Origin of the sequence: Tunturiibacter lichenicola (assembly GCF_051013355.1) — a bacterium.
GTDB lineage: Bacteria > Acidobacteriota > Terriglobia > Terriglobales > Acidobacteriaceae > Edaphobacter > Edaphobacter lichenicola_F.
Window position 1 is genome coordinate 5,371,859 of sequence record NZ_CP132944.1, and the last position, 25,788, is coordinate 5,397,646.

Below are 25,788 nucleotides of genomic sequence, written 5' to 3' on the forward strand. Positions count from 1 at the left end.
TGTCGTTATTGTGATTCACCGAGGATTTTCTAGACTGCGCGTCTACCGCCGACGAAATTCATAATGATCGAGATCAAAGCAAAGATGAGCAGCAGGTGAATGAGGAAGCTGCTGACATGCAGAACGAAGAACCCGCCCAGCCAAAGCAATACCAGCACAACTGCCAGAATCAAAAACATGATGACCTACTTTCCTGGGACAAAAATTGGCGCTCGCCAAGCAAATATTTACAAATCATAAGAGCTGTAGCGCGACTAATTCGTTGCTCGGAGCGTACAGATTGCTCAAATCGGACCTTCCGTGCACTGATTACCTACTCTTCTCTCGGCACTCGATGTTCCTTTCCCTGGAGGGGTACCCCCCCCCTATTACCTGCGCGTAAATTCCTTCTTTTTAGACACTTACGACACGAGCTCACTTGCAAATTCGTCATAACAAATGGGTTGCGGTCAAATTCGTCCAATCAAAGGAGTTACGAGCAATAGTTAAACAAACAAGGCCCCGTGTGAGATCACGGGGCCTTTCTTCATGCTGTACTTCCAGTATATCTAGTTCTGGTAATCTCATACGCCACGCGTATGTCTATGCATCGATTGGGGATAGAGTGTTTGGGGGCTTGACAGGTTTTTCGTGGTGACAGCCTGCTGGTTCTGAACAATCGAGAGCTGTGGGATGACGGGAGAGTTCCATGACAAGTCTCATGAGTGCCACTAACGCCAGTCGTCGATCACGTAGGCGTCAGCGCGGTTGAACCCCTCCGAATGAGGACGATGCATCGCAACGCCTTGCATCGCTACCTGATAGCCGCGAGATCGCATACGCCGGTAGGCGTCTTCACGAGCAGAGTTCATGCCTGCCTCTACAGACACTCCACGTGAGGATGCGAACGCCTCACAGGCATCCAGCAATTTGTCGAAACGTTCGCCTGCGCCTGTGCCTCCACGAGCGGCAGCGAACTTGACGTAGCAGGTCTTCGCGCCACCCTCAGATCCAGGTCCGCTCATGCAGACGGCAAAGGCTTCGAGAACACCACGCGTGTAGGTCAATACAACGTCGCCGGTGTGCTGTGCGTGCACGGCCCGTATCTCGGCGGTGAGGTCGAGGCCTTTGTCGATCTTATGGGCTAGTTTGGCGCACGCCTGAATGGCCAGTTCGCGCTGGCTCTTCTTCAAAGACGACAGAAATACCAGCGCATTCGTACGTTTGTCCAGAGGGCTTGGGTTGGCCTCCGGAGTGAACGTCATGATGGCGGTGAGATAGCGCGGCCAATAGCCGAACTTTTGATACAGGCTCACATGCTTGGCGCTCTGCGGAAAGGTGAAGAGACCGGTGTGCCGCACGCCCCATCTGTCGAATGTCGTCATAGTGGATTCGAGAAGCAGCTTGGCCACGCCGCGGTCCCAGTACTCCGGCAGTACGGTCAGAGGCCCAAAGAACGCGAACGAGCCCCACCGTGTGAGGACGTTCGTTCCGATCAGTCGGTTGCCATCGCGTGCCGCGAGCACCTTGACGTTGGGAGACTGCCAGCGTGGTGTCATAAAGTTCCGGTCGCCCATGAAGTCGGGTGGATTGGGCACTCCTAAAAACGTTCCAAAGGCCAGCCGGACGATGCGGTCCGCTTCTTCAACCTCGCTGCGTCTGATGAGAGCAACTTTGATTTGACTTGGTGGCATTCGCTACGCTCCTGTATCAGCCCGCGATTTTATCCGTTGGACCATGGTATGCGCGATAGCCAATTCCATCTCAATGGTGCAAACCACTGGGGGCTCGTTTCTCGAAGATTTCAGCAAAAACTAACATCATGCGACGAAAATCCACCATCGAATGGATGTAAACCAGAAACAGCTTGTTCAATGCGAGTCGGCATGTATCGAGTCGCTTCGGCCTTGATCCCGGTCCCCCATCCACCAATCGGCACCACAAATTTATTTTGAAACGGAGACGCACTATGACTACAGTCAACGCTTCCCCTCGTGAGGTATTTCCAGTTCACTACAAGACTGTTCGGGTAAAGGAGCAGGATGTGTTCTATCGAGAGGCTGGGTCGCAATCCGCTCCTGTCCTCCTCCTGTTGCATGGATTTCCGACCTCATCGAATATGTTTCGTAACCTGATTCCGCGGCTTGCGCCGTCGTTCCGTGTGATTGCGCCTGACTATCCCGGCTTCGGGATGAGCAGCATGCCGGATCACAAGAGCTTTGCTTACACCTTTGAAAATTTGACCAACATTGTAGAGGGATTTGTTACGGCGCTTGGTCTGAGCAAGTACTCCCTGTATGTGATGGACTATGGCGCGCCGATTGGTTATCGCCTTGCGCTGCGGCAGCCGGATCGGGTGCAGGCGCTGGTTGTACAGAATGGCAATGCGTACGACGAGGGTCTGCTCAAGTTCTGGGAACCGATCAAGGCGTACTGGGCCTCTCCGACGCAGGCGAACCGGGAGGCGCTTTATTTTCTCGTCGAGCAGAAGGCGACGCAGTGGCAGTACGAAAATGGTGTCGCCGACAAGACGCTGTTGGACCCGACGACGTGGATCGTGGATCAGGTTGGGTTGGATCGCGCTGGGAATCGGGACATCCAGATGGATCTGTTTCTTTCGTATGGGAGCAACGTGCCGCTGTACCCGGACTTTCAGGCCTTCTTTCGGAAGTACCAACCGCCAACGCTCATCGTCTGGGGCAAGAACGACTTCATCTTTCCACCGGAGGGTGCGGCTCCTTACAGTCGCGATCTAAAAAGCGTGGAGACACACCTGTTGGACACAGGCCACTTTGCGCTGGAGACGCATGGCGAAGAGATTGGGAGCCGGATCGAAGGGTTTCTTACGAAGCAGAAATTTTGATGTGAAGCGGGGTTGATCTTAAATGACGACGCCTCTCGCTACAGACTGCGAGAGGCATCGTTTTGCTCGGTATGACTAGATGCTGCCGCCGGCGATTGATGGGATAAGCATGACTTCGTCGCCGTCCTGGAAGGCGTAGGTTTCCCCGCCGAGGAAGCGGATGTCTTCATCGTTGACGTAGATGTTGATGAAACGGCGGAGCTTGCCCTCTTCATCTTTGATCTGCGTTGAGAGTGCGGGGAAGGTCGTGTCGATGTCGGCGATGAGGCCGGGTAGATTTTGCGCGGCGGAGTTGAATTGCTTGCGGCCATCGGTGTGGCGGGTGAAGGCAGTGGGAAGGGTAACTTTGATCGACATTAGTTTGCTCCTGCTGTGGCCAGTTCGGGCTCTGCGGTGCCGTCGAGCTCGCGGATGTAAGCATCGAAGTCTGCGAGCCGCGGGCGGACGGCGCGTTCCTGCTGGTAGTGGCCGGTGAGTGCGTCGGTTGTCTTGAGGCCGTTGCCGGTGATGCACGTCACGGTGATTTGATCGGGAGATATGCGGCCGTCGGCGTAGAGGCGCGCGGTGACGGCAGTAGTGACGCCGCCGGCGGTTTCGGTGAAGATACCTTCGGTCTCGGCGAGTTCCTGGATGCCGGAGACGATCTCGACATCGGATACGTCTTCTGCCCAACCGCCACTGCTGCGGATCATCTTCGCTGCGGCGGGGCCGTCGGCTGGATTGCCAATGGCGAGGGAGCGGGCGATTGTATTGGGGCGCTGGGGTTCGATGAAGTCGGCGCCGGATTTGACGGCGACCGAGATGGGCGAGCAGCCCGTGGCCTGAGCGCCAAAGAAGCGGACTGGCTTTTCTTCGACGAGGCCGAGGTAGATGAGTTCGTTGAAGGCCTTGCGAATTTTGCGGATGAGCGAGCCGCCGGCCATGGGGACGACGACGTTGTCGGGAAGACGCCAGCCGAGCTGCTCGGCGATCTCGTAGCCGACGGTCTTGGAGCCTTCGGCGTAGTAGGGGCGGAGGTTTACGTTGACGAGGCCCCAGGCGTATTCGTCGGCGATCTGGGTGCAGAGGCGGTTGACGTGGTCGTAGTTGCCGTCGATGCGGATGAGGCGCGCGCCGTAGACCTGAGTGTTGAGGATCTTGGCGGGCTCGAGATCGCCTGGGACGAGGATGGTGGCCTTGAGGCCGAGGCGAGCGGCCTGGGCGGCGACGGAGTTGGCGAGGTTGCCGGTGGAGGAGCATCCGACGATCTCGAAGCCGAACTTCTGCGCGTTGGCGAGGGCGACGGAGACGACTCGGTCCTTGAAGCTGAGGGTTGGGAAGCAGACCGCGTCGTTCTTGATGTAGAGGTTGGTGGCGCCGATGCGCTTGCCGAGGTTTTTTGCGCGAATGAGGGGGGTAAAGCCTACGGGGAGGTCGGGCTGGAAGCCTTCGGGGATGGGGAGGAGAGCGGCGTAACGCCAGATGTTGGCCGGGCCGGCTGCGATGTTTTCCCGGGTGAAGATGCCGCGGGCGGCTTCGAGATCATAGGCGATCTCGAGGGGGGCGAGGCAATCGGGGCATGCGGAGAGCGGTTGGTTGCCAAAACGCTTGCCGCACTCGTTGCACTTCAGCTCGTACCGGCTACAGGAGTAGTTCATGATGCTCTTTCCGAGGGGAAAGGGGCTTGAACTTTGCGCTTGCTCTCTTTTTGGGGGTGCCAGATCGGCCAGGGAAGGTGAAATGCGGGGTGCAAGCTTGGAATTCGGGCTTGCGTGCTCCGAATCTCATGTTCCCTGCGGCCTAAAAGGCTCCCAGGAGAGAGTTGACACCGGTACGTCTTTGTTCTGTCCGGTTGTCGTGGCGTCAAAGGGCTCGTCCCTCAACCACTCTGCATGAAATTCAAATCTGCCGAAGCAGACTGGAATACATCGTTTGTATCACAGGCCAGCCAGGGCCGCAACTTGTGGAGATTTTTGGGTAGTGAGTCAGTTTAATGCGAACTACTGAACTTGCCGAAAAGCTGTGCCAGCTCAACCGGTCGATGCAACACTGGCTTGGAGTTTACTCGCCGGCGTTTGAAAGCCCAAGGTCTCTCGCGGGCGTTGGTTGAGACGCAGCGCGATCTTGTTGAGATGGGCTTGAGTGTGGACGGACAAGTCGGTCTTCTTAGGGAAGTACTGTCTTAGCAGGCCGTTTGTATTTTCATTGGTGCCGCGCTGCCACGGACTCTGTGGATCGCAGAAGTAGACTTTCACGTTCGTGTCCACCGTGAAGCTCTTGTGTTGTGCCATCTCCAACCCTCGGTCCCAGGTCAACGAGCGCCGCAGGGTCGCGGGGAGTTTGAGCACGTGCTTGCTCAGCGCGGCGACGACCGTCGTTGTGTCTTTGCTGGGCACCTTGATGAGCATGACAAAACGCGAGTGCCGTTCCACCAGGGTTGCGATATGAGTATTCTTGCTGCCTGCAAGTAGGTCGCCCTCCCAATGACCGGGAACGGCGCGGTCTTCAACCTCCGCTGGTCTCTCGCTGATAGAGATCGCATCAACGATCTGTCCGCGGGACTGTCCCGCTGCCCGCGCGTGCCGTGAACGACGGATCAGCCGCTTGGACCGGAGATGCTGAACCAGCTCTTTTTTCAGCACTCCGCGGGCCTGGAGGAATAAGCTGCGGTAGATGGTTTCGTGGGACACGCGCATGCTCTCGTTGTTGGGATAGCTTACCTTCAACCATTTCGAAATCTGTTCCGGCGACCAGTCCAGGATCAGTTTACTGGCCACGATCGTCCGCAGTTCTTCGTGGTTCGCAAGAAGACACACCTTGGGTCGCAGAGCCGACTCCCAGGCCTGACGATCGGCTTCACTGGCTCGATAGAGTGGACGGCCACCGTGACGCGCGATCTCCCGACCCACGGTCGACACAGGCCGTTGCAATCCGCTGGCTATCCCACGAATCGACAAGCCGGCTGCGATTCCTCGTGAGATGTCTTCCCGCTCGGCCAGCGTCAGAGTCCGCGGTGAGCGCCGACGAGCGGGAGGAACTATCCCGCCGCGCTGCGTCAACAGGAACCGAATGGAACCATGCCCCTTACCAAAGGCTCGACCAATGTCATGCAACGACTCGCCCGCCTTCCAGCGCCGCCACATCTCGATCCTCTGCCCAGTGGAAAGCCTGTTCCGTTTTCCTTGTGCCATAACCACCACCTTTTGAAATTGAATTCATATCAGATGGTGTTGCACCGACCGGTTGAGACCGCCTGACTTCCCGGGAACTACGGGGATTCCTCACTCCGATCACTTCTCCCCGCGGCAAGTTTAGATACAGTTTCCCAAAACCCGATTTGAGATGGTCCGCCGCTTGATTCTCTTACTATTTTCCAGATCGTTGGAATAAATCCTCCACATCTTGGTTATCGTCTCTGGCCGCGCAAAGATCGCTGCGGTACTCCGATGCGCATACGTGCCATCGTTTCAGGACTTTTATTCGTGCAACTAGTCGAATCTCCACACTTCGTGCTGACGGAATGCTGCTCTCATAAGACTGTCGACATCTGGTTCAACGCTCTGTCCGTCCGGCTATACCGATTAGCGAAATTTCTGGTTGCGAGGCACGCCATCAACGAACTGAGCGAGACAGCTTTGCTGCATGACGCTTACGTGCAGATGGCAAGCCGAACAGCTCCGCCGTTCGTGAATGAGATGCACTTCACGAGATACGTGAGTCGTGTGATGAAGAGTCTGATCGTAGATCACGCTCGTAATCGCAATGCTTTGAAGCGAGGAGGAAGCTTCGAAATCACCCATCTCGTTGACGAAATAGCCTACCCGCCGCCTCACACTAGAGAGATCATCACGATTCGCCATACGTTGATCCAGCTGGCGAAGGCTCAACCCGAACTCGCCGAGTTGGTAGATCTGAAGTTCTTTCACGGGTTTTCATTTGCCGAGATCGCGGTGATGCAGGAAGTCTCGGAGCGCACCGTTCAAAGAAAGTGGGAGAAGGCTCGAATGTATATGCGGTCCTTGATTCAAGAAGATCTGAAGATCTAGGCGCTGGGCCCTGATCATCCCGCTATACGACAGTGCCAGCCAGGCGTACGTGGAAGCCTCGCCTCGGTAGCCGCTGACAGACGATTATTTTTCCGAGGGTGTCGCCTTTCGATTCCTGTTTCCGATATCTCAAGTGCGGCGCTTCAGAGGCAATGAACCTCTCTGAGGATTTCAACGCGGTTCCTCCCGCCCGAGTTGATCCAGGCTCCGGCGCGCAACGCCGGCAGCTGAAGCGCCGCCACCGGCCCGCAGAACAATTCAGCATAAGGAGCTTCATGATGAAATTCTTTCTCAATCTGGTTGCAGGCGCAACGCTTACACTGTCGGTATCGTCCGCTGCCTTCGCACAGCACTACACGCAGGTCAACCTCGACTCAAACGCATCCGGAGGCGCCGAGTCGACCGACCCTCAGCTCGTCGGTGCCTGGGGCCTCGCTCGAAGCTCGGGCAGCACATGGTGGGTGTCTGACGTGACCACGGGACTGGCCACACTTTACGACGGACCGGGAGCGAAACAATCTCTCGTCGTTACGATTCCCAAGTCCGACCCCAACGACAAGAAGCTCCCGACCGGCACTCCCACGGGTATGATCTCCAACAGTAGCCCAACAGACTTTCCTGCCGCTCCCAATAAACCTGCAGCCTTTATTTTCGCGACTCTGGACGGATCCATCGCAGCATGGAACCCAACCGTCGGCCTCGCCTCCGGGGCCAATCCTCCCTCAACCAACGCTGTAACCGTCGCACGGGGCGATCGCGGGTCTGGCTATACCGCCATCACCACCGCGCTCGTCGATGGCAGCCGTTACCTCTATGCCGCGAACTTTCACAGAGGCCGCATCGATGTCTACGACAACACCTTCAAGCCGGTGAGATTGAAGGGCGATAATGATCACCACGATGGCTTCTTAGACAACGACCATCTCTTCGGCGATGACGACAGGCCCTTCACCGATGACCGCCTTCCACGTAACTTTGTGCCATTCAACGTGCAGGTCATCGGCAACGACATCGTCGTCACTTATGCTCTGCACTTTGCCGACAATCCCGTTGAAACTCCAGGTCCCGGTCTGGGTTATGTCGACATCTACTCGTCAAAAGGAAAACTGCTTCGACGTCTCGAGCATGGCGACTGGCTTAACGCACCCTGGGGAGTAACGCTCGCTCCTCTCGACTTCGGGCGCTTCAGCCACAGCCTACTTGTCTCGAACTTTGCCGCCGGTGGGAGCACACAGTCAGCCGGATTCATCTCCGCCTACGATCTCGATACGGGCAAGTTCGAAGGCCTGCTTGAGGACGAGAGCGGCAAGCCACTCTCGATCAACGGCATTTTGAGCATGAGTTTTGCCAACAGTTCGACACCCAACAGCTACGACCCCGACGAGGCCCCCGCAGCGGAACTCTACTTTACCGCAGCCCCCAGAGAGGCGACCGCCGGCCTTTTCGGATACCTGATACCAGTTTCCGAAGAACTCATCCAAGGCAACTCGCAATAAAAGAACAGCGGCGGAGAAACAATGAAAGCTGTGGGCCTCGTGTCCATGGCTCTCGTTGTTTAAGACAACGCCGAACACAACCTCACTTCAAATCAAGTGCTCGCCGTCAAGGGCATGCTTCCCTCTCTGGATGTGAAGTCACGGCTCGCCGCGCGAAGCCAACAGTGAATTACTAGACCTTGTTACCCTGTTTCCGAAAAACGGATCTTCGGCAACTTCGCTTGTCCCGAACTGAAGCTAACCCAATACCGGTTTTTTGACGCGGAAGTTGTATCGACAGGGGGCGGAGGGGTGAGTGTACTGGGCTGGTGTATTGCACGACTTGTTGAGGAGATGACGACCATGAAGAGAGAGCTCGATTTCGCTTTAAATTTTGCGATGAGCGTGTTGTTACTGGCGGGTTCGATTGCGGTGGCACAGAATACGACGACAACTGCGACCAAGAAGAAGCCAAGCGCCGCAGCGAGCACGGCTAGCGCGAGCTCGGCTCAGAGTGGGAATACCGCCTCAACACAAACAACGCAGGCAGACGCGACGAGTCAGGCGAACGGTACCGCGCCAGCGGCTGTGCAGGATCAAGCAACTGCAACGGCTAAGCCCAAGACGATGGTCAGTAAGGATAAGCGGACTATTCCGATTCCTCAGCTTTAGAACGATTTCACCTGATTCTGAATCGGGCTGTCGATATCAGGCCATCGTGTCAGGCGGTCGGGGGGATGATGTCCTGGACGCCCTGTGCAAAGGCTGCGGGGTCGAACTCTGTGCGCAGAATCTCGTCAGGGCAGTCGGTGAGGATAGCGACGCGCCAGTTGCAGACGAAGGCGACCAGTTGCTGATGCTGAGCTGTTTTGATCGCCGAACACATCTTTTCAGCGTGAGGGATGCCGGTTTCCCCTTCGACGTCGATCAGAACAAGGTCGTATTGGCGGGCCCAAAACATGGACAGGCCCTCGTCGTGATTGAGGGTGGAGTCCACGTCGAATCCATGGAGGCGTAAGACCTGGTCGCGGAGGGGGCGTATCGTTTCACGGGTGCAGATATGGAGGATAGCGCGCTTGCTGTCGGTCGGGGTGTCCATTGTTTCTCTAACTTTCGTTGAGCCTGTGCGCGCCCTGCTTTGAAGTCCAGAATGGGCAAGAGACAATGCTGTCTCCCGTGCCATCTGCGGCTGTAGGGGCATCCTTATTTTATCGGAGGTTCGGCTGATTGCAGTGGCAAATCGAAGGTGACAGAGCCTCCCCAAAAATCGCAAAGTACCCGGCAAAGGGACCATGGGGATGCTAATGCTCCGAAGTTTGGGGTAGGTACCGCGCCGATGTACGCAACCGGCTAGGCGAGGATCTCGGCTGTGTCTTTATCGGAACGCACGGCGTCCGGGAGCGCTGGAGTAGGAATGAGCAGGTCTTCCTTCCGCATGACGAGCGATGTCGCGTTGAGGCTGGCAAGCTCGAAGCCGTGGCCGTGGGTGATGGCATCGGTGGGGCAAGCCTCGACGCAGTAGCCGCAGAAGATGCAGCGGTTGTAGTCGATGTTGTAGACCTTGGCGTAGCGCTCTGCGCTTGAGATGCGCTTCTCTTCGGTGTTCTCTGCGGCTTCGATGTAGATGCAGTTCGAGGGGCAGGCGGCAGCACAGAGGAAGCAGGCGACACACTTCTCGAGACCGTTCTCGTCGCGCTGAAGCTGGTGCTTGCCACGGAAGCGCTCCTGAAATATGGCCCCGCGCATGGGACCTTTGCCGTCGGGATAGTTCTCGACTTCGGTCGGCTGGAAGGCCTGCTTCAGCGTGATGCTCATTCCCTTGGCAATGGCTGCGGCGTCGCGGACGATAGACATGCCTTGAGTATACGACGGGTGCGCGGTAGGCTGAAAGTCATGAAACATGCCACCGCTTCCCTTTCGCTCGTGATTGCCATGTCTTTTGTGGGACTGAGCACCGTCCGCTCCTTTGCGCAGGACGCATCAGCAGGGGGAATGACAGAGCATGTTCATGCACCTACTCCGCCTTCGACCAGCCTTACGGTGACGGTGGATGGTAAGGCGGCGACGTTGTCGGTTGCGGAGCTGGCGGCGATGCCGCAGAAGACGGTTACCGTCTACAACGAGCATATGAAGACCGATGAGACGTACACCGGTGTGCCGCTGGGTGATCTGCTGGCGAAGTACGGCTTGCCGGTGGATAAAACGACTCATCGTAAGATGCTGCGGAGCTATATCGTCGCCGAAGGAATGGATAAGTACTGGGTGCTCTATTCGGTTACGGAGGTTGAGGTCTCAGAGCATAACGGCGACGTAATTGTTGCGACCAGCCTGGGGGGTAAGCCGCTTGGCGAGGATGGGCAGTTCAAGCTGGTCGATAGCGAAGACAAGAAGCCACAGCGGTGGGTGCGGAATCTCAGCGCGATCACGGTGAAGAGCGCGGAGTAAGGCTGGGTATTCGAGCTATTCGATACCCAGCTTCTTCCACATTGCATCGACTTTTGTCTTTACGGCAGCGTCCATCGTGAGCATTGGCGGCCAGGGTCGGGTGAAGCCTTCAGCCTCCCACTTGCGTGTGGCGTCGATGCCCATCTTGCTTCCGTAGTTGGGGAGGCGGCTGGCGTGATCGAGTGAGTCCACTGGGCCGAGTGTGAACTGGATGTCGCGCTCGGGGTCGATGTTGTTGGCGGTGCGGAGTGTGACGTCGGCGAGGTCCTGAACGTCGCAGTCTTCGTCGACGACGATGATGCACTTGGTGAACATCGCCTGGCCCATCGCCCAGATGCCGCTCATGATCTTTCTTGCGTGGCCAGCGTAGCTCTTTTTGATGGAGACGATCATGAGATTGTGGAAGACACCTTCGGCTGGGAGGTTGACGTCGACGATCTCGGGCAGGGTGAGCTGCATGAGCGGCAGGAAGATGCGCTCGACGGCCTTGCCCATCCAGGCGTCCTCCATTGGCGGCTTGCCAACGATTGTTGCGGCGTAGATGGGATCTTTGCGGTGCGTGATGCAGGTGATGTGGAAGACAGGATATTCGTCCTGCATGGTGTAGAAGCCGGTGTGGTCGCCGAAGGGGCCTTCGGTGCGGAGTTCGCCGAGTTGAACGTAGCCTTCGAGGATGTACTCGGCGTTGGCGGGGACTTCGAGATCGACGGTCTCGGCTTTGACGAGCTCGACGGGCTTCTGGCGGAGGAAGCCGGAGATGAGATACTCCTCGACGTCTGGCGGTGCGGGGACGATGGCGCTGAAGGTGGTCGCGGGGTCGGTGCCGATGGCTACTGCGATCTCCATGCGGTCTTCGCGAATTTTTGTGAGTGTGGTGGTGTTGAGTGTGTCGAGCGAGGACGCAGCGGCCGTTCCACCGGCGGTGATCGCCATCAGGTCAACGCGTGCTGCGGAGTCGGGCGATGCTTCGCGGAGACGCTCGCGCATGTGTTCCGCGGCGACCTTCTGGCGCTGCCAGTGCATGCCGGTCGTCTTGCCGTCGTAGACCTGCATGCGGTACATGCCGACGTTGCGTTTGCCGGACTTCGGATCGCGTGTGATGACACATGGGAGGGTGATGAATGGGCCGCCGTCCTGCGGCCAGGTCTTGAGGATCGGGAGGTCGAGGAGATTGACCTCTTCACCACGATGAATGACCTGCTTGCATGGGGCATCTTTTGCCGCGACGACCTTCGGGAAGAAGTTGCCGACCTCGGTCAGCATCGGCAACATCTTGAGCTTGTCCATAAAACTGGTTGGCGTCTGAGGCTTGATCAAGGTGCGGATGCGGTCGGCGATGGCGTCGAGCGAGTCGGTCTCGAGGGCGAGCCTCATGCGGCGTTCGCTGCCAAACTGGTTCATCAGAACGCGTGCGCCGGGATGTCCTTTTACATTCTCGAAGAGCAGCGCTGGACCTCCGGCGTTTGGCGTGCCGCGGCCGAGTTTGGCAGTGCGGTCGGCGATCTCAGCCATCTCAAGGTCAGGTGAGACCTCGGCCGTGATGCGCTTTAGTTCGCCGGCTTTCTCCAGTTGCTTAATCCAGTCGCGTAGATCGTTGTAGGCCAATTCCCTCTCCTGCCGCAGTCCATTGCGGGCCGAAGCTCTATGGTAACGGGTTCGGCTGTGCAGCGTTGGTCTCTTCGATCAAGTGCTGGTATTGCAAACGGCATTGCAAACAAAGACGGGCACATTCGCGGTGCAATCAAATCGCAACGAGCTGCGAACTGTCAGTGCGAGTCGTCGCGGGAACATAACGGCGGCGCAGGTGTCTAACGTAGTACGGCCGCATTCCTCGCTAGATGCGCACCTGATATCCGAACGCTGGAGGGTGCTTCTATGTTTGAGGACAGTCTTGTCGAGTCGCGTGTACTACCTATCTCATCGAGTAAACGTTGGACAGCCTTGGCGTCGATCAGCTTGCAGTTCGCGGTTGCTGCGGTGGTGATTGCGCTGCCTCTGTTTCACCCGGAGGCAATGCAATTTCACGAGGATTCGCCTAAGGTTCTGCTGCCCCTGCTGCCGAAGCCACCAGCGCCACCTGTACGTGTGGAGCGAATCACAGAGGCGTCATCAAGCGCTGCGTCATCGTTGCCTCGACCGCTTGCCGTTTCGACGTTGTCTTCAGCGCGGAACCACGCTCTGGACGACGAACCTGCTCTCATTGCAATCGATCGTGGAATGGGGACGTCGTATGGGTTGCCGACGGGACTCGATGTCGGCGATAACGGATCTCATCCAAGTGTAACGGTCGCCACGACACGGACAGCAGATAAGCCGTTCCATGTCTCGTCGGGCGTTTTGGCGGGAATGCTCATCGCTCCGATTCGGCCCGTCTATCCGGCGATTGCAAAGGCTGCGCACGTCGAAGGAACAGTAGTTGTGGAAGCCATCATCTCGCGGTCAGGCACGATTGAAAGCTTGCACGTGATCAGCGGACCTGTGCTGCTACAAACCGCTGCGATCGAGGCGATACGAGCAGCGCGTTACCAACCCTACAGACTGAATGGTGAGGCGACAGACGTCCAGACCACCATTACGGTGAACTTTCGCATGGGAGCCTGATGAAGAGTTCGACAGATACCAGCGAACTACAGTAACGGCACCGCTGAACCAGTGCTCGACGGGAGAATCTCCTGCACGATGGAGGAGGTCGGAGTCTCCGTCACGTAGTCGACGAGCGGAAAACCGGCCTCCTTCCAGCCGTCGAAGCCGCCGCGCAAAGGACGAACCCGGTAGACGCCCATCTTGTGCAGCTGCAGCGCGAGCTTGGCACTGGTCTCCTCGCTGGGGCAGGTGCAGTAGAGAATGACGTCGCGATCGCGAGGGATGATCTCACTGTGCTGTTTGAGTTCGTTGGGGCCGATGCGGAGAGCTCCGGGGAGCACTCTGGGGTCGGGTAGATAGTCGAGCGGATGGCGCAGGTCGACGATGAATGGCGGTGTTTGGCCGCCCTCTTCCGCGGCGTCCAGCATGGCTTTCAGCTCTGTGGGTTCAAGGCGAAGCTCACGCACCTGCTGGAGGAACTTGCGCTGCTTCAAGACACGATAGGCCAGGAAGCCGAGAACCATCAGGACGAAGATCAGGAAAGCGAAGTGTCCGAGCCAGTGGAAGAAGGGGGCGCTCTTCTTCGCCAGGTCGCCGAAGAAGCGGCCGGCGAGGATGAACGTTTCACCCCAGATGAGTGAGCCACCCAGGTCCCACATAAGGAACTTCGCGTAGGGCATTCCGGTCTGCCCGGCGATGGGCGCAGCCACGGTGCTGAGGCCGGGGACGAACTTTGCAAAGAGCAGGGTGACTGGGCCGCGGCGGGTAAAGTACCCCTCGGTCTTGCTAACGCAGGTGGAGGCTTCGAAGGAGAGGCGGCAGAGTAACTTGAGGACACTGTTGCCGTAACGTCGTCCCAGCGAGAACCAGATGGTGTCCGCCACCAGGCAGGCGGCGAGGACGGCCAGAACGACGTAGAAGTGATTCACCCGGTGCGTTGCAGATAGAGTCCCTGCGGTGAGCAGAACCGGAATGCTGGGAATGGGTATGCCGATCTGCTCCACCAGCACCCAGAGGAAGATGAGCAGATACGCGTAATGGATAAAGAATACGAGTGCGATTGGCATAGGAACTCACATAATACAGATGAAAAAAGCGGCTGTTGGATGCGAAGTTGCTTCCCTAAAGATACACAGCCCGGCCGCTTCTTGCGATCAGGCTGTTTCTGAGGGTTGCGCGAAGTGCCTTCCGCTATTTTTCGAGAATTAACGGCATGTCTACCAAGTGCTGGCCAATGAACCAGGACTGGAGTTCATTGGGGCGCAGAATATCGCTGACCGCCAGGTCGTTGGTTCCCTGATCGCCAGCATCATCTGCCTTTTCGGCGATGTCGAGGCAGCTCTGGATGATCAGTTTATGAGCCTCCAGCAGGCGGGAGATCTGAACCGGCACCTCTTCCCTGCCGCGAGGGGGGCGTTGAATACGTGTGATTTCGGCGACATCGCCTCCCATGGCGATGGTGACGCCGCCGAGGAGTTGGATACGTTCCGCAATCGTGTCCACCATCTCAACCTGCTCGTCGAAGTGCTTATCGAAGAGCAGGTGAAGCTGATAGAAGGTCGGACCTGAGACCTGCCAGTGGTGCTTTTTGTACATATCTCGCAACACGATTGAGTCAGCCAGAAGCTGGTTCAGCAGAGCAACCATCTCGGCCCGCACCTTAACGCTCAAAGGGTGCGGCAAATCCTCGACGACGGAGCCGTATTTCTGGATCTCTTTCGCTTGCGCATGCCAGTGCGGCGCTACATTTGCGGTTGAGCTAACTTTTTTGATTGCAACAGCCATCATGCACCTCGATATCTTCTTGTTTCACCAGTCAGATGCAGTAGGACGAGAGCCGGTTTCCCGATTATTTGACCTCAACATCCGGGGTGACCGACATTCCGGGACGTAACGCGTAGTCACCGTTCTCCTGTTGGATATTGGTGAAATCGACACGAACAGGAATACGTTGAACCACCTTAACGTAGTTGCCGGTAGCGTTCTCCGGCGGAAAGAGCGATAGCTTGGAGCCGGTAGCCCCGCCGATCTGGGTAACCTTTCCGTGGAACTTGCGACCGCCAAGGGCATCCACCTTCAAGGTGACCGGTTGTCCGGGTTTCATCTTCGCAAGTTGGGTCTCTTTGAAGTTCGCTGTAACCCACAGATTCGTCAGCGGAATGATTGTCAGAACATCCTGCCCGATACTCAGGTTCACGCCCACCTGCACGTTCTTTTTATTGACGATACCGGTAACGGGCGCGGTGATATGGGTATAGCCGAGATTCAGCTGTGCCTGATCGACCTTGGCCTGTGCCTGCTTGACGTCGGCCATCGCAGAGTTTGCCTTGGCCTGCTGAACGCGAACCTGATCTGGGCCGGTTTTGATGGACTGTGCCGACTGAAAGCGCGACTGGGCGAGCTTTTGGAGGGCTTGCGTGACAGCGGCCTGCTGAGCAATGACCGTCGCTTCTGCCTCTAACACTGCTGCTTGATTGCCGGCATCTGCCGCGACCGCGGCATCAAACTGTTGCTTCGAAATCACATCTTTTTCGACGAGGGGCGTGTACCGCTCGACGTCGAGACGCGATTTGATCGCGTTTGCCTTGGCCTGTGCGACGCGAGCCTCAGCAGCCTGCTCTTGTTTGCGAGCCTGCTCGACCGTTGCAACAGTGCCCTGCACGTCCGAACCTGTGGTGCTGACGGTGGTGTTCACGTTGACGCTGGTGATCGGCACATTCACGGTCGCCTGAATGGCAGCGGCCTGCTTGCTGGCGAGGTCCGCCTCTGCCTGCTCGAGTGCCACCTGGTAGTCGCGAGGATCGATCTCAGCGATCGGGTCACCGATCTTCACTTCCTGATTGTCTTCGACGTACACCTTTACGACCTGGCCGGTGACACGCGAGCTTACCTGATAGAGATCGCCGTCCACCTGGGCGTCATCGGTGTCCTCCGAGAAGGTGGAGCGCCAGTAGAAGATGCCTGCCCCGATGACAAGAAGGATGATGACCGCGATGACGATGAACTTACGGCCAGATTTCTTCTCCGGGGCATCCTCTTCATCTGACTTATATGAATCTGAAGTGTCCTGCTTATTGCCACTGTTCTGCTTGATCTGCACCGTGCCGCTAATCTGCGCGGTCTGCTCGTGTTCGGATTGGTCTGGCAAGTTTACTTTCCTCCAAGATAATCTTTGTAGTTTGACTGCGCGACGCCCAGGGCACGGGCCAATGAGAGCTTGGCAACGTTGTGCTGGTAGAGCGCGCTGATGTACTGATCGTTCGCCTGTTCGGTCTGTGATTGCGCTTGCGACACGGGAAGATTGTCCGACACTCCTGCGTGAAAGCGCTGCTGAGCTTCGCTGAGTGCCTCGTTCGCCAGCTCAACGTTGGAGTGGGTCGACTCAACCAGCTTGGCTGCGGACTGAATGTCGAGCAGGCTGTCACGTACGTCCTGATTGACCTGCTGGACCTGATCGGAGAGCTTCGCCCGGGCTTGCTCATACTGAGCGCCGGCAACCTCTTCTTGCCCTCTTGTCTTGGCTATCTGGAGAACAGGCGCGCTCACTTCGCCGGTGGCGGTAAAGGTTCCGTGGGAGTGGCCGGGGGTGGTACCGATATCGCCGTAGTCACCGGAGAACCTGGCAACGGGAAGCTGGTAGGCCCAGGCTGCTTTCTTCGAAGCCGCCGCCGACTCGACCTGCTCGGAGTATGCCTTCAGGTCTTTGCGTGTCTTCAACGCCTGCTGAAACGCCGTCTCGGGATCGACGTGATCGAGCGCCTGGAATGGGACGAGATCGGTCAGCCGGAACACCTGCTCAAGGGGCAGACCAATGGTGCGCGCCAACGCCAGCTTGTCTTTTTCGAGGCTGTTTTTCGCCGAGATCAATGTCTGCTGCTCGTTCTGATAGTCCACCTGGGCTCGCAGCACGTCGAGCTTCGGACTGGTTCCGGCGTCGTGCGCCGCAACCGCCTGATCCAGCGATACCTTTGAGGTCGCCAGCTCGGCCGTGACGGCCTCAATTCGGGCCGCGTCCGCGATGCAGAGCAGGTAGGCGTTCCCGACCGTCAGGGCAACCAGGTCCCGCGCATCTTCTGCGGTGAACTTGGCCCCCTGGAAGTTGTGCTTCGCGGCAAGATAGTTCTTCAGCGCCGAGACGTTGACCAGATTCTGGGTCAGAAAAGCACGAAAGTCCACCACCTGGAAGGGGCCGATGATGGCCGGAACTCCCGGAAACGAGATTCCGTACGAGGCAAGGTTGACCTGTTGTACCTCGATGCTGGTCGCGGCCCTGACGGTGGGAAGAAGCTCTTGCAACTCTTCGAGGCGCTGGCCGTTGGCGCTCTTCTGTGACGAAGTTTGCAGAATCAGGCCGAGATTCTGACGTAGGCCTCGCTGGATTGCGTCATCAAGCGAAAGGTCAAGCACACCGTCTGTGGCCTTGCCAGTAACTACGCTGCCGTGGAATGAATCCTGTGTCGGCTGGGCACCGTTCTGGCCTGAGGCGTTGTAAAGCTCGTTCTGAGCACCGGCGACCGCGGAGCTGCTCGTCGAGGTGCTGTAACCGCTGGCCGGCGCCTGTGCCGCCGGTGCGCCCTGCGCATGTGCCAGTGCCGGAACAGAGCCTAGAAGCAGGCAAAGTGCAACAGGCCGGAGCGTTGCCCAGGCGCGGTGCGCTGTTTCGCTTTTAATCATAAGGTTAATCGTAACCTGCATCTTGATCTGATTCATGGATTAGTTTTATTTGCACTGCCACAGTCAATAGGTCCCTGCCAAAAGCCATAAACTCTGTCGTATCTATATCCGATGCGTTCGATTGTAAAAAATCTTCAAAAGATGCTTTCGGTAGACTCTCAACTACAGTGGTCCGGGGATTTTGCGAATGTTTCTGGGAATTGATGTCGGAACCGGCGGTACCCGGGCGATCTTGATTGACCGCTCCGGCGGTGTTGTGGCGTCGTCTTCAAGTGAGCATGCTGGAATTCGGTCGGAATATATCGGCTGGGCGGAGCAGGACCCTGAGGATTGGTGGCGAGCGGCGCGTGAGGCAATTGCAGGCGTAATCTCAGCCAGCAAGGTCACGGGCAGCGAGATCGAGGCGGTGGGGTTAACCGGGCAGATGCATGGTTGCGTGATGCTCGACGCCGATGGCGCTGTACTGCGACCGGCTTTAATCTGGTGCGATCAAAGAACCCAGCCTCAGTGCGACTGGCTGACGGAAAAGATTGGTTTCGAGCGGCTGATTGAGCTTACCTGCAATCCCGCACTGCCGAACTTCACGCTCACTAAACTCCTGTGGGTACGGGAACATCAACCGGAGATCTTTGCGACGATCGCTCATGTGTTGTGCCCGAAGGACTATGTTCGCTATCGCATGACAGGCGAGTTCGCCATGGACATGCAGGAGGCCAGCGGGACTCTGCTCCTCGATGTAACCAATCGACGCTGGTCTGTCGAAGTTGCCGAAGCTGCGGGGATTCCGATGGAGTGGCTGCCTCGTCTGTTTGAGGGACCGGAGATCTGTGCGCAGATCAGTGTTGCCGGCGCTGGCGCGACCAGGCTTGCGGCAGGGACGCCCGTGGCAGCTGGTGCTGGAGATCAGGGCGCTGGAGCCGTGGGGATGGGAATTCTGACTCCGGGGTCGGTATCGGCGACGATTGGGACGAGCGGCGTAGTATTCGCCGCGACCGATTCTCCGGTCAAAGACCGGCTGGGACGGCTGCATACGTTCTGCCATGCGGCTCCTGGGCGATGGCATGTGATGGGGGTGACCAATGGCGCGGGGCTGAGCCTGCGATACTTCCGCGACACCTTCGCGCCGGATAGCAGCTATGAGGATCTGACCGCTCGGGCTGCGAATGCTCCTGCAGGGGCGGATGGGTTGCTGTGGGCGCCCTACCTGTTTGGCGAGCGGACACCGCATCTGGATCCAGACGCCCGGGCAGCTTTTGTTGGTATAACGGCGTCGCACTCTCAGGGGCACTTTGTCCGCGCAGTGCTGGAAGGAGTTGCATTGAGTCTGCGGGACACGTTTACGCTCTTTGAAGAGCTGCAGGTGCCGGTCAAGGCGATCCGGCTCGGCGGAGGCGGAGCGAGAGGGCCGTTGTGGCGCCAGATTCAGGCCGATGTCTATGGACATTCGGTTGAGTTGTTGCAGGCAGAGGAAGGTGGTGCGTTCGGTGCGGCGTTACTGGCTGGAACCGGAGTCGGAGCATGGGATAGTGTGGAGGCAGCGTGTGCGGCGACCGTCCGCGTGGCCGAGACGATCGAGCCGAAGAACACTGCTGTCATGAATGAGGCGTACAAACGATACCGCCGGGTCTATCCGGCGCTGCATGAGATTGCGAGGAGCTGAGAATGAGTGCTGAGATTGGCGTTGCGGTAATTGGGTTTGGGCTGGCAGGACAGGTGTTTCACGCTCCTTTTGTCAATGCAGTTCCGGGCCTGAAGCTTGAGGTAATTGTGCAGCGGAAGGGCGATGAGGCGTCGAAGGCTTATCCGGCGGCACGGATTCTGCGGTCGGTGGAAGAGGCGCTGAACGATTCGGCGGTGCGGCTTGTTGTGGTGGGTACGCCGAATGAGACTCACTTTGACCTCGCCAAACAGGCGCTGTTGGCGGGAAAACATGTAGTGATCGACAAACCCTTCGCCTCAACCAGCGACGAAGCCGCTGAGTTAGAAAAGTTGGCGAAGCAGCACGGACTCGTGCTGGCTCCCTTTCACAATCGTCGTTGGGACGGTGATTTTTTGACGGTGAAGAAGCTGCTGACGGAGGATGCGGTGGGACGGCTGGCGACCTTTGAGTCGCACTTTGATCGCTTCCGCCCAGTGCCTCGCGAGAACACATGGAAGGAGACCCAAAGCATCTCAAGCGGGCTGTTGTTTGACTTGGCGCCGCATCTGGTGGACCAGGCGCTGGCGCTGTTTGGTGTGCCGCAGGGCATCTCCGCGAGCGTTCGGATGGATCGCGACCACACCGATATTGAGGACGCCTTCGATATCACGCTCGAGTATCCAAAGCTGCGTGTCTACTGCCGATCGAGCATGCTGGCCTGCGACGCCTCGCCGAGGTTTTTGCTGCATGGGACGAAGGGCAGCTTCAAGAAGTTTGGGCTGGACCCGCAGGAGCCTGCGCTGTTAGCTGGAGCAAAGGTGCCGCGAATGGGTCAGGGAGAGTGGCTCGCCGAATCCGAGAACCACTGGGGCACCTTGACGGTGGCACCAGTACCGACCGACCCCGGAACGTTGACACAGACCAAGGTACGGACCGAGTTCGGCGACTATCGGAACTACTATGCCAACGTTCGCGACGCGATAAACGGTACAGCCGAACTGACTGTAAAGCCCGTTGACGGCTACCGCACCATCAAGCTTCTGGAGATGGCGCGGCAGAGCTCACTTGAAGGACGCACACTGCCGATTCCCTTCTAAAACGGGTCACTATGTTAGCTTCACTGGCCGTAGGTGGCTGCAGCTCCGTGTTTGCGATGGTAGTGTCTGTCCAGAAGGGCCTGTGAGACACCTTCGGAGCTTGCGCGCAGGGTCAAGGTGCGGTAAGCCATACGTGCTACTGCTTCAAGCACGACGGCGTTGTGCGCGGCTTCGTATGGGGTTGGTCCCCAGCAGAACGGGGCGTGGCCTGCAACCAGAACAGCCGGAATAGCCAGTGGATCGAGGCCTTTGAAACGCTCCACGATGGCGAGTCCGGTCTCGTGGACGTATCGGCCGCCGATGGCTTCGTCGGTCAGGACGCTGGTTACGGGAACCGGACCATGAAAGTAGTCGGCATGCGTCGTACCTAGGGCCGGAATGGGTAACCCAGCCTGGGCGAAGCTGGTGGCATACTCCGAATGAGTGTGGACGACCGCGCCGATGGTCGGAAATTCGCGGTAGAGCAGCGTGTGTGTGTCGAGGTCGGAGGAGGGTTTAAGTTTGCCGTCGACGATCTTTCCGTTCAGGTCGGTAACGACCATGTACTCAGGACGCAGCTCCTCGTAGTCCACGCCGGAGGGTTTGATGACAACAAGTCCCTGCTCGCGGTCGATTCCGCTGGCATTGCCGAAGGTGTAGAGGACGAGGCCGCGCTTGACCAGTTCAAGGTTTGCTTCGAGTACTGACGTTCGTAGTTCTTTGAGCAGCATGGCTCCGACCTCCGTTATCGGCAGAAAACGTTTTATGCATCGCTAATGGGCGACGAATGAGTCTAAGGATAGCTGACTGCGGTCTGGTCGGCACATTCGAAAGGATTGATAGAGTAGAGATTATGAAGACTGAACCACCGATGAAGTCGGAAGGGCTGCCGCAAGGTTTTTCGTGGGGCGCGGTCAAAGCAGGAATCAAGGCAAGCGGGAAGACGGATCTAGCCGCAGCGGTTGCAACAAAGGGCGCGAACGGCGCGGCGATGTTTACAAAAAACCAGGTTGTTGCGGCTCCCGTGACGGTGGGCCGGCGACATCTAACCAACACAGGCGGCCGCATAGGTGCCGTCCTGGTGAATGCCGGAAATGCAAACTGCGCTACCGGACAGCCCGGGATCGATGCCTGCGTACAGACGTGTGCGGCGGCGGCGGAGAGCTTCCACTGCATCTTCGACGAGGTCTTCCCTTCATCGACCGGGATCATCGGCGTGCCGTTTCCAACTGAGAAGGTCATCGCTGCCTTACCTGCGCTGGTGGCGGAGATGGGCGACACGCCGGAGCACGCCGAGTTGTTCGCCAAGGCCATCATGACGACCGACACCAGGATGAAGGTCGCACGTGCTGCGATCGACGTCGATGGCGTTGAGGTGCGGATCTTTGGTGCGGCGAAGGGTGCAGGAATGATCCATCCTCAACTTGGTGCGCCGGTTGGTCCGCCACACGCAACGATGCTGGTGTATCTGTTCACCGATATCGCAGCCGAGAGCGCACAACTGCAAGAGGTGCTTGCGCCTGCGGTGGAGAGGAGCTTCAACTCGATCTCGATCGATGGGGACACGTCCACCAACGATACGGTGCTTCTCCTGGCGAGCGGAGCGAGTGGAGTGAAGCTCGATACGCGCACCCAGGAAGCATTTACGAATGCCCTGAAGCTCGTGTGCGGATCGCTGGCGTACCAGATTGTGGATGATGGCGAGGGTGTCGGGCATGTGGTGACACTGCATATCACCGGCGCCCGAACCGAAGCCGAGGCCAAGCAAGTGGCGAAGTCGATTGCGCACTCTCCGCTGTGCAAGACAGCCTGGTCGAGCGCGGATCCAAACTGGGGACGTCTGATGGCCGCGGCTGGATACAGCGGTGTAGCGTTCGATCCGGCACTTGTCACGGTCGCGATTGGTGATCTGCCCGTGTATGAGCTGGGGGTGAGGGCGCCTGCGTTTGATAAGGCTGCGGTGCACGAAGTCATGCTCGGACGGGACTATACGATCAGGCTCGACATGGGGTTAGGAACGGCAGAGTGCAGATTCCTGACCTGCGATCTGACGGAAGAGTACGTGCGAATTAACGCTGATTATTCAAGCTGAGGCAGGGCGTAGGAATGAGGGAGCAAGACGGCTCCACGAAAGACCGGGGCAGGTGCTGCGCCCTGATTCCTCATCCCTCCACCCTACTCTCCAGATGACGTTTTCGCGTAAGCCTTATATCGTTATAAGCGTGGGCATCGGGATGGCCTGAAGGCCGTCCGCAGCGATCTGGACTGGAGTACGAGAAGACTTATGACAACGAAACTGGAAGAAGCCGCCAAACAGGACTTTACTGCAGAGGTCTCCGAGTGGATTGAGGCGTTTGACGACGTCGTCGCTGCGGACTGGGAGCAGGGGTCGGAGTTGCTGGAGGCCCTGCGGCAGCGTGCGCGCGAGGCCGGGGTGCCCACGCCAAGCGAACTGACCACGCCGTACCACAATACGATTCCGAAGCATGATGAGCTGCCCTATCCTGGCGACAGAGCGATGGAGCGGAAGGTCGAGAGCCTGATTCGCTGGAACGCGATGGCGATGGTTCACGGCCAGAACAAGAAAGACGCCGGAATCGGCGGGCACATCTCGACGTATTCCTCGCTGGCAACTTTGTTGGAGGTTGGCTTCAACCACTTCTTTCATGCAAAGTACTCGGCCAATGGTCAGGAGCAGCCGGGAGACTTCGTTTACTTTCAAGGCCATGCTTCCCCCGGTGTCTATGCCCGCGCTTATCTCGAAGGCCGATTCGATGATGACAGGTTGAAGAACTTCCGGCACGAACTGCGTGATACTCCAGGACTTTCGTCGTATCCGCATCCGTGGCTGATGCCGAACTTCTGGAACTTCCCGACGGTGTCGATGGGCATTGGGCCGCTGAATGCGATCTACCAGGCGCGGTTTATGCGGTATCTGGAGAATCGCAAGCTGATCGAGCCGACCGAACGCAAGGTGTGGGCGTTTGTCGGAGATGGTGAGACCGATGAGGTCGATAGCCTCGGCGCGATCTCGGTGGCGGCGCGCGAGAAGCTCGACAACCTGATCTTCGTTGTGAACTGCAACCTGCAGCGTTTGGATGGGCCGGTGCGTGGAAACAAACGCATCATCGATGAGCTTGAGGGCGTCTTCCGCGGTGCGGGCTGGAACGTCATCAAGGTCATATGGGGTTCGGACTGGGATGCGCTGTTTGAACGCGACCATACCGGCTTGCTTCTGCGCCGGATGGAAGAGTGCGTCGACGGCGAGTACCAGAACTTCAAGGCGAAAGGCGGAGCATATCTTCGCGAGCACTTCTTCGGGAAGTATCCCGAGCTTCTTGAGTTGGTGAAAGACATGTCCGATGACGAGCTTGGGTTGCTTCATCGCGGCGGCCATGACCGGACGAAGATCTATAACGCCTATAAGCGGGCGGTTGAGCACAAGGGCGGCCCAACGGTAATTCTTGCCAAGACCGTAAAGGGCCATGGATTGGGCTCGGCACAGGCTCGCAACGCAACCCACTCGGAGAAGAAGCTGGCAGACGATGGCCTGGCTGCGTTCGTGAAGCGGTTCGACATTCCAATCCCCGAAGAGGCAGCGAAGACGGGCACGCCGTATCGGCCCGCACAGGATGCTCCTGAGATCGTCTACATGCAGGAGAGGCGCAAAGAGCTCGGTGGCTATCTGCCAGCACGCGAGGTCCCGAAGAGTGACTTCAAGGCGCCCGCACTCGACTACTTCGGCGAGTGGACAGCAGGGTCGAATAACCGTGCGGTTTCGACCACGATGGGTTTTGTCAGTATTCTGCGTCACCTGATGAAGGATCCCGCGATCGGAAAATTGATCGTGCCGATCGTGCCGGATGAAGGCCGCACGTTTGGCCTGGAGTCGGCGATCCGGCAGGTTGGGATCTACGCACCGGAGGGCCAGAAGTATAGCCCGCACGATGCAGACATGCTGCTCTACTACCGCGAGGATAAGGACGGGCAGATTCTTGAAGAAGGAATTACCGAAGCCGGGGCGATGGCTTCTTTTACAGCGGCAGGCACGTCGTATGTGAACTACAAAGTTCCCGCGATTCCCTTCTACATGTACTACTCGATGTTCGGATTTCAGCGCATCGGCGACATGGTGTGGGCGTTTGCGGACTCGCGCGGCAAGGGCTTCCTGATGGGCGGCACAGCCGGGCGCACGACGATGTTAGGCGAAGGCCTGCAGCATCAGGACGGACACAGCATCGTGCTCGCAAGCACAGTGCCGACATGCATCACCTATGATCCGGCGTACGTGTACGAACTGGCCGTAGTGATTCAGGATGGCATCAAGCGTATGTATGAGAAGGGTGAAGACTGCTTCTACTACATCACCATGTACAACGAGGACTACGCCATGCCTGCGATGCCGGAGGGCTCCGCTGAAGGAATTCTGCGCGGTATGTATAAGCTGAAGCCCGCAGGCGGCGAAGCTGTGGCGCAGTTGTTTGGTAGTGGGCCAATCCTGAATGAGGTGTTGCGCGCGCAGGAGATCCTCGCGTCGAAGTATGGCGTTCATGCTGACGTGTGGAGCGTAACCAGCTACACCGAGCTGCGTCGCGATGCGCTCGCAGTAGAGCGTTGGAACCGGCTGCATCCCGCCGAAAAGGAGAAGGTGCCGTACGTTCTCTCAGCGCTTGGGAGCGCGCCTGGGCCTATCATCGCAACGAGCGATTACATGAAGTCAGTGCCGGATCTGCTGTCCCCATGGCTGCCGTCTCGCCTCGTGACACTCGGTACCGATGGCTTCGGTCGCAGTGACAACCGCGAACATCTGCGGAGGCACTTCGAGGTCAGTGCCGAGGCGATCGTTGGCGCTACATTGTCGAAGCTGGCACGTGACGGCAAGTTCAAGGCAAAGGCTGCGCAAAAAGCAATGGCGGAGCTTGGCCTGGATGTTGAGGCAGCCGATCCTGCAAGAGCTTAGAATCGTTTCAGAAGTTCGCGTTGAGACGAAGAGGGTTCCTTTTGGGACCCTCTCGTTGTGTACATCGAG

23 protein-coding genes and 1 riboswitch are annotated in these 25,788 nt (G+C 57.9%); of the genes, 10 read left to right on the forward strand and 13 right to left on the reverse strand.

The window, feature by feature from the left end; genetic code table 11:
- Nucleotides 1-29: 29 nt before the first annotated feature.
- Nucleotides 30-179: a lmo0937 family membrane protein gene (locus RBB82_RS22470; protein WP_020713871.1), complete on the reverse strand. Its 150-nt coding sequence runs from the start codon at nt 177-179 to the stop codon at nt 30-32.
- A gap of 531 nt (nt 180-710) precedes the next feature.
- On the reverse strand, nt 711-1,673 hold the full coding sequence (locus RBB82_RS22475; RefSeq protein WP_433972958.1) for a GNAT family N-acetyltransferase: 963 nt from the start codon (nt 1,671-1,673) through the stop codon (nt 711-713).
- 275 nt (nt 1,674-1,948) lie between these two features.
- Between RBB82_RS22475 and RBB82_RS22480 the strand changes: the two genes are divergently transcribed.
- The gene (locus RBB82_RS22480) at nt 1,949-2,842 is read left to right on the forward strand and encodes an alpha/beta fold hydrolase (protein ID WP_433972959.1); all 894 of its coding nucleotides are present in this window, start codon (nt 1,949-1,951) and stop codon (nt 2,840-2,842) included.
- Nucleotides 2,843-2,917: 75 nt separating this feature from the next.
- On the opposite strand, the gene RBB82_RS22485 is transcribed toward RBB82_RS22480, so the two are convergent.
- The 3 genes from RBB82_RS22485 to RBB82_RS22495 all read right to left on the reverse strand — a co-directional run bounded on the left by RBB82_RS22485 (nt 2,918) and on the right by RBB82_RS22495 (nt 6,012).
- Complete coding sequence (locus tag RBB82_RS22485) at nt 2,918-3,199, reverse strand: MoaD/ThiS family protein (protein ID WP_433972960.1); 282 nt, start codon at nt 3,197-3,199, stop codon at nt 2,918-2,920.
- Nucleotides 3,199-4,479 carry a threonine synthase gene (gene thrC / locus RBB82_RS22490; protein ID WP_433972961.1) on the reverse strand — a complete coding sequence of 427 codons (1,281 nt, stop codon included), beginning with the start codon at nt 4,477-4,479 and terminating at the stop codon, nt 3,199-3,201. The genes RBB82_RS22485 and thrC overlap by 1 nt, the downstream gene beginning before the upstream one ends.
- A 123-nt stretch (nt 4,480-4,602) precedes the next feature.
- A riboswitch (SAM riboswitch) is annotated at nt 4,603-4,720 on the reverse strand.
- A gap of 131 nt (nt 4,721-4,851) precedes the next feature.
- Nucleotides 4,852-6,012 carry an IS30 family transposase gene (locus tag RBB82_RS22495; RefSeq protein WP_433972703.1) on the reverse strand — a complete coding sequence of 387 codons (1,161 nt, stop codon included), beginning with the start codon at nt 6,010-6,012 and terminating at the stop codon, nt 4,852-4,854.
- A 291-nt stretch (nt 6,013-6,303) separates the two neighbouring features.
- Between RBB82_RS22495 and RBB82_RS22500 the strand changes: the two genes are divergently transcribed.
- The 3 genes from RBB82_RS22500 to RBB82_RS22510 all read left to right on the forward strand — a co-directional run bounded on the left by RBB82_RS22500 (nt 6,304) and on the right by RBB82_RS22510 (nt 9,014).
- Nucleotides 6,304-6,867 (forward strand): ECF-type sigma factor, encoded by a 564-nt coding sequence (locus RBB82_RS22500; protein ID WP_433972962.1) that lies wholly within the window; start codon nt 6,304-6,306, stop codon nt 6,865-6,867.
- A gap of 275 nt (nt 6,868-7,142) precedes the next feature.
- The gene (locus tag RBB82_RS22505; RefSeq protein WP_433972963.1) at nt 7,143-8,363 is read left to right on the forward strand and encodes a TIGR03118 family protein; all 1,221 of its coding nucleotides are present in this window, start codon (nt 7,143-7,145) and stop codon (nt 8,361-8,363) included.
- 342 nt (nt 8,364-8,705) lie between these two features.
- Nucleotides 8,706-9,014, forward strand: a complete 309-nt coding sequence (locus RBB82_RS22510; protein WP_433972964.1) for a hypothetical protein — start codon at nt 8,706-8,708, stop codon at nt 9,012-9,014.
- A 49-nt stretch (nt 9,015-9,063) separates the two neighbouring features.
- On the opposite strand, the gene RBB82_RS22515 is transcribed toward RBB82_RS22510, so the two are convergent.
- Together RBB82_RS22515 and nuoI are read right to left on the reverse strand one after the other, a co-directional pair.
- Entirely contained in the window at nt 9,064-9,441 is a 378-nt protein-coding gene (locus RBB82_RS22515; RefSeq protein ID WP_433972965.1) for a hypothetical protein, read from the reverse strand.
- 251 nt (nt 9,442-9,692) lie between these two features.
- Nucleotides 9,693-10,196, reverse strand: a complete 504-nt coding sequence (gene nuoI, locus RBB82_RS22520) for an NADH-quinone oxidoreductase subunit NuoI (RefSeq protein WP_433975442.1) — start codon at nt 10,194-10,196, stop codon at nt 9,693-9,695.
- A 39-nt stretch (nt 10,197-10,235) separates the two neighbouring features.
- Here nuoI and RBB82_RS22525 point away from each other — a divergent pair, with 39 nt between their 5' ends.
- Complete coding sequence (locus RBB82_RS22525) at nt 10,236-10,787, forward strand: molybdopterin-dependent oxidoreductase (RefSeq protein ID WP_433972966.1); 552 nt, start codon at nt 10,236-10,238, stop codon at nt 10,785-10,787.
- Between the two features lie 15 nt (nt 10,788-10,802).
- On the opposite strand, the gene RBB82_RS22530 is transcribed toward RBB82_RS22525, so the two are convergent.
- Complete coding sequence (locus tag RBB82_RS22530; RefSeq protein ID WP_433972967.1) at nt 10,803-12,392, reverse strand: UbiD family decarboxylase; 1,590 nt, start codon at nt 12,390-12,392, stop codon at nt 10,803-10,805.
- A gap of 270 nt (nt 12,393-12,662) precedes the next feature.
- Between RBB82_RS22530 and RBB82_RS22535 the strand changes: the two genes are divergently transcribed.
- Complete coding sequence (locus RBB82_RS22535; RefSeq protein WP_433972968.1) at nt 12,663-13,388, forward strand: energy transducer TonB; 726 nt, start codon at nt 12,663-12,665, stop codon at nt 13,386-13,388.
- Between the two features lie 26 nt (nt 13,389-13,414).
- Here the strand turns inward: RBB82_RS22535 and RBB82_RS22540 are convergent, their stop codons facing one another.
- The 4 genes from RBB82_RS22540 to RBB82_RS22555 form a co-directional block, all read right to left on the reverse strand.
- Nucleotides 13,415-14,437, reverse strand: coding sequence for a VTT domain-containing protein (locus tag RBB82_RS22540; protein ID WP_433972969.1), 1,023 nt, complete (start codon nt 14,435-14,437; stop codon nt 13,415-13,417).
- Nucleotides 14,438-14,561: 124 nt separating this feature from the next.
- A complete protein-coding gene (locus RBB82_RS22545) occupies nt 14,562-15,158 on the reverse strand; it encodes a Dps family protein (protein WP_433972970.1) in 597 nt (198 codons plus the stop codon).
- Nucleotides 15,159-15,219: 61 nt separating this feature from the next.
- Entirely contained in the window at nt 15,220-16,518 is a 1,299-nt protein-coding gene (locus RBB82_RS22550) for an HlyD family secretion protein (protein WP_433972971.1), read from the reverse strand.
- Between the two features lie 2 nt (nt 16,519-16,520).
- On the reverse strand, nt 16,521-18,080 hold the full coding sequence (locus RBB82_RS22555) for a TolC family protein (RefSeq protein ID WP_433972972.1): 1,560 nt from the start codon (nt 18,078-18,080) through the stop codon (nt 16,521-16,523).
- Between the two features lie 151 nt (nt 18,081-18,231).
- On the opposite strand from RBB82_RS22555, the gene xylB reads away from it, so the two are divergent.
- Both xylB and RBB82_RS22565 read left to right on the forward strand, forming a co-directional pair.
- Nucleotides 18,232-19,704 carry a xylulokinase gene (gene xylB / locus RBB82_RS22560; protein ID WP_433972973.1) on the forward strand — a complete coding sequence of 491 codons (1,473 nt, stop codon included), beginning with the start codon at nt 18,232-18,234 and terminating at the stop codon, nt 19,702-19,704.
- Nucleotides 19,705-19,706: 2 nt separating this feature from the next.
- A complete protein-coding gene (locus RBB82_RS22565) occupies nt 19,707-20,780 on the forward strand; it encodes an oxidoreductase (protein WP_433972975.1) in 1,074 nt (357 codons plus the stop codon).
- 20 nt (nt 20,781-20,800) lie between these two features.
- Here the strand turns inward: RBB82_RS22565 and RBB82_RS22570 are convergent, their stop codons facing one another.
- Nucleotides 20,801-21,490, reverse strand: coding sequence for an L-ribulose-5-phosphate 4-epimerase (locus tag RBB82_RS22570; RefSeq protein ID WP_433972976.1), 690 nt, complete (start codon nt 21,488-21,490; stop codon nt 20,801-20,803).
- 122 nt (nt 21,491-21,612) lie between these two features.
- On the opposite strand from RBB82_RS22570, the gene argJ reads away from it, so the two are divergent.
- Entirely contained in the window at nt 21,613-22,851 is a 1,239-nt protein-coding gene (gene argJ, locus RBB82_RS22575; protein ID WP_433972977.1) for a bifunctional glutamate N-acetyltransferase/amino-acid acetyltransferase ArgJ, read from the forward strand.
- A gap of 192 nt (nt 22,852-23,043) precedes the next feature.
- Nucleotides 23,044-25,719, forward strand: a complete 2,676-nt coding sequence (gene aceE, locus RBB82_RS22580; RefSeq protein WP_433972978.1) for a pyruvate dehydrogenase (acetyl-transferring), homodimeric type — start codon at nt 23,044-23,046, stop codon at nt 25,717-25,719.
- Nucleotides 25,720-25,788: the final 69 nt, after the last annotated feature.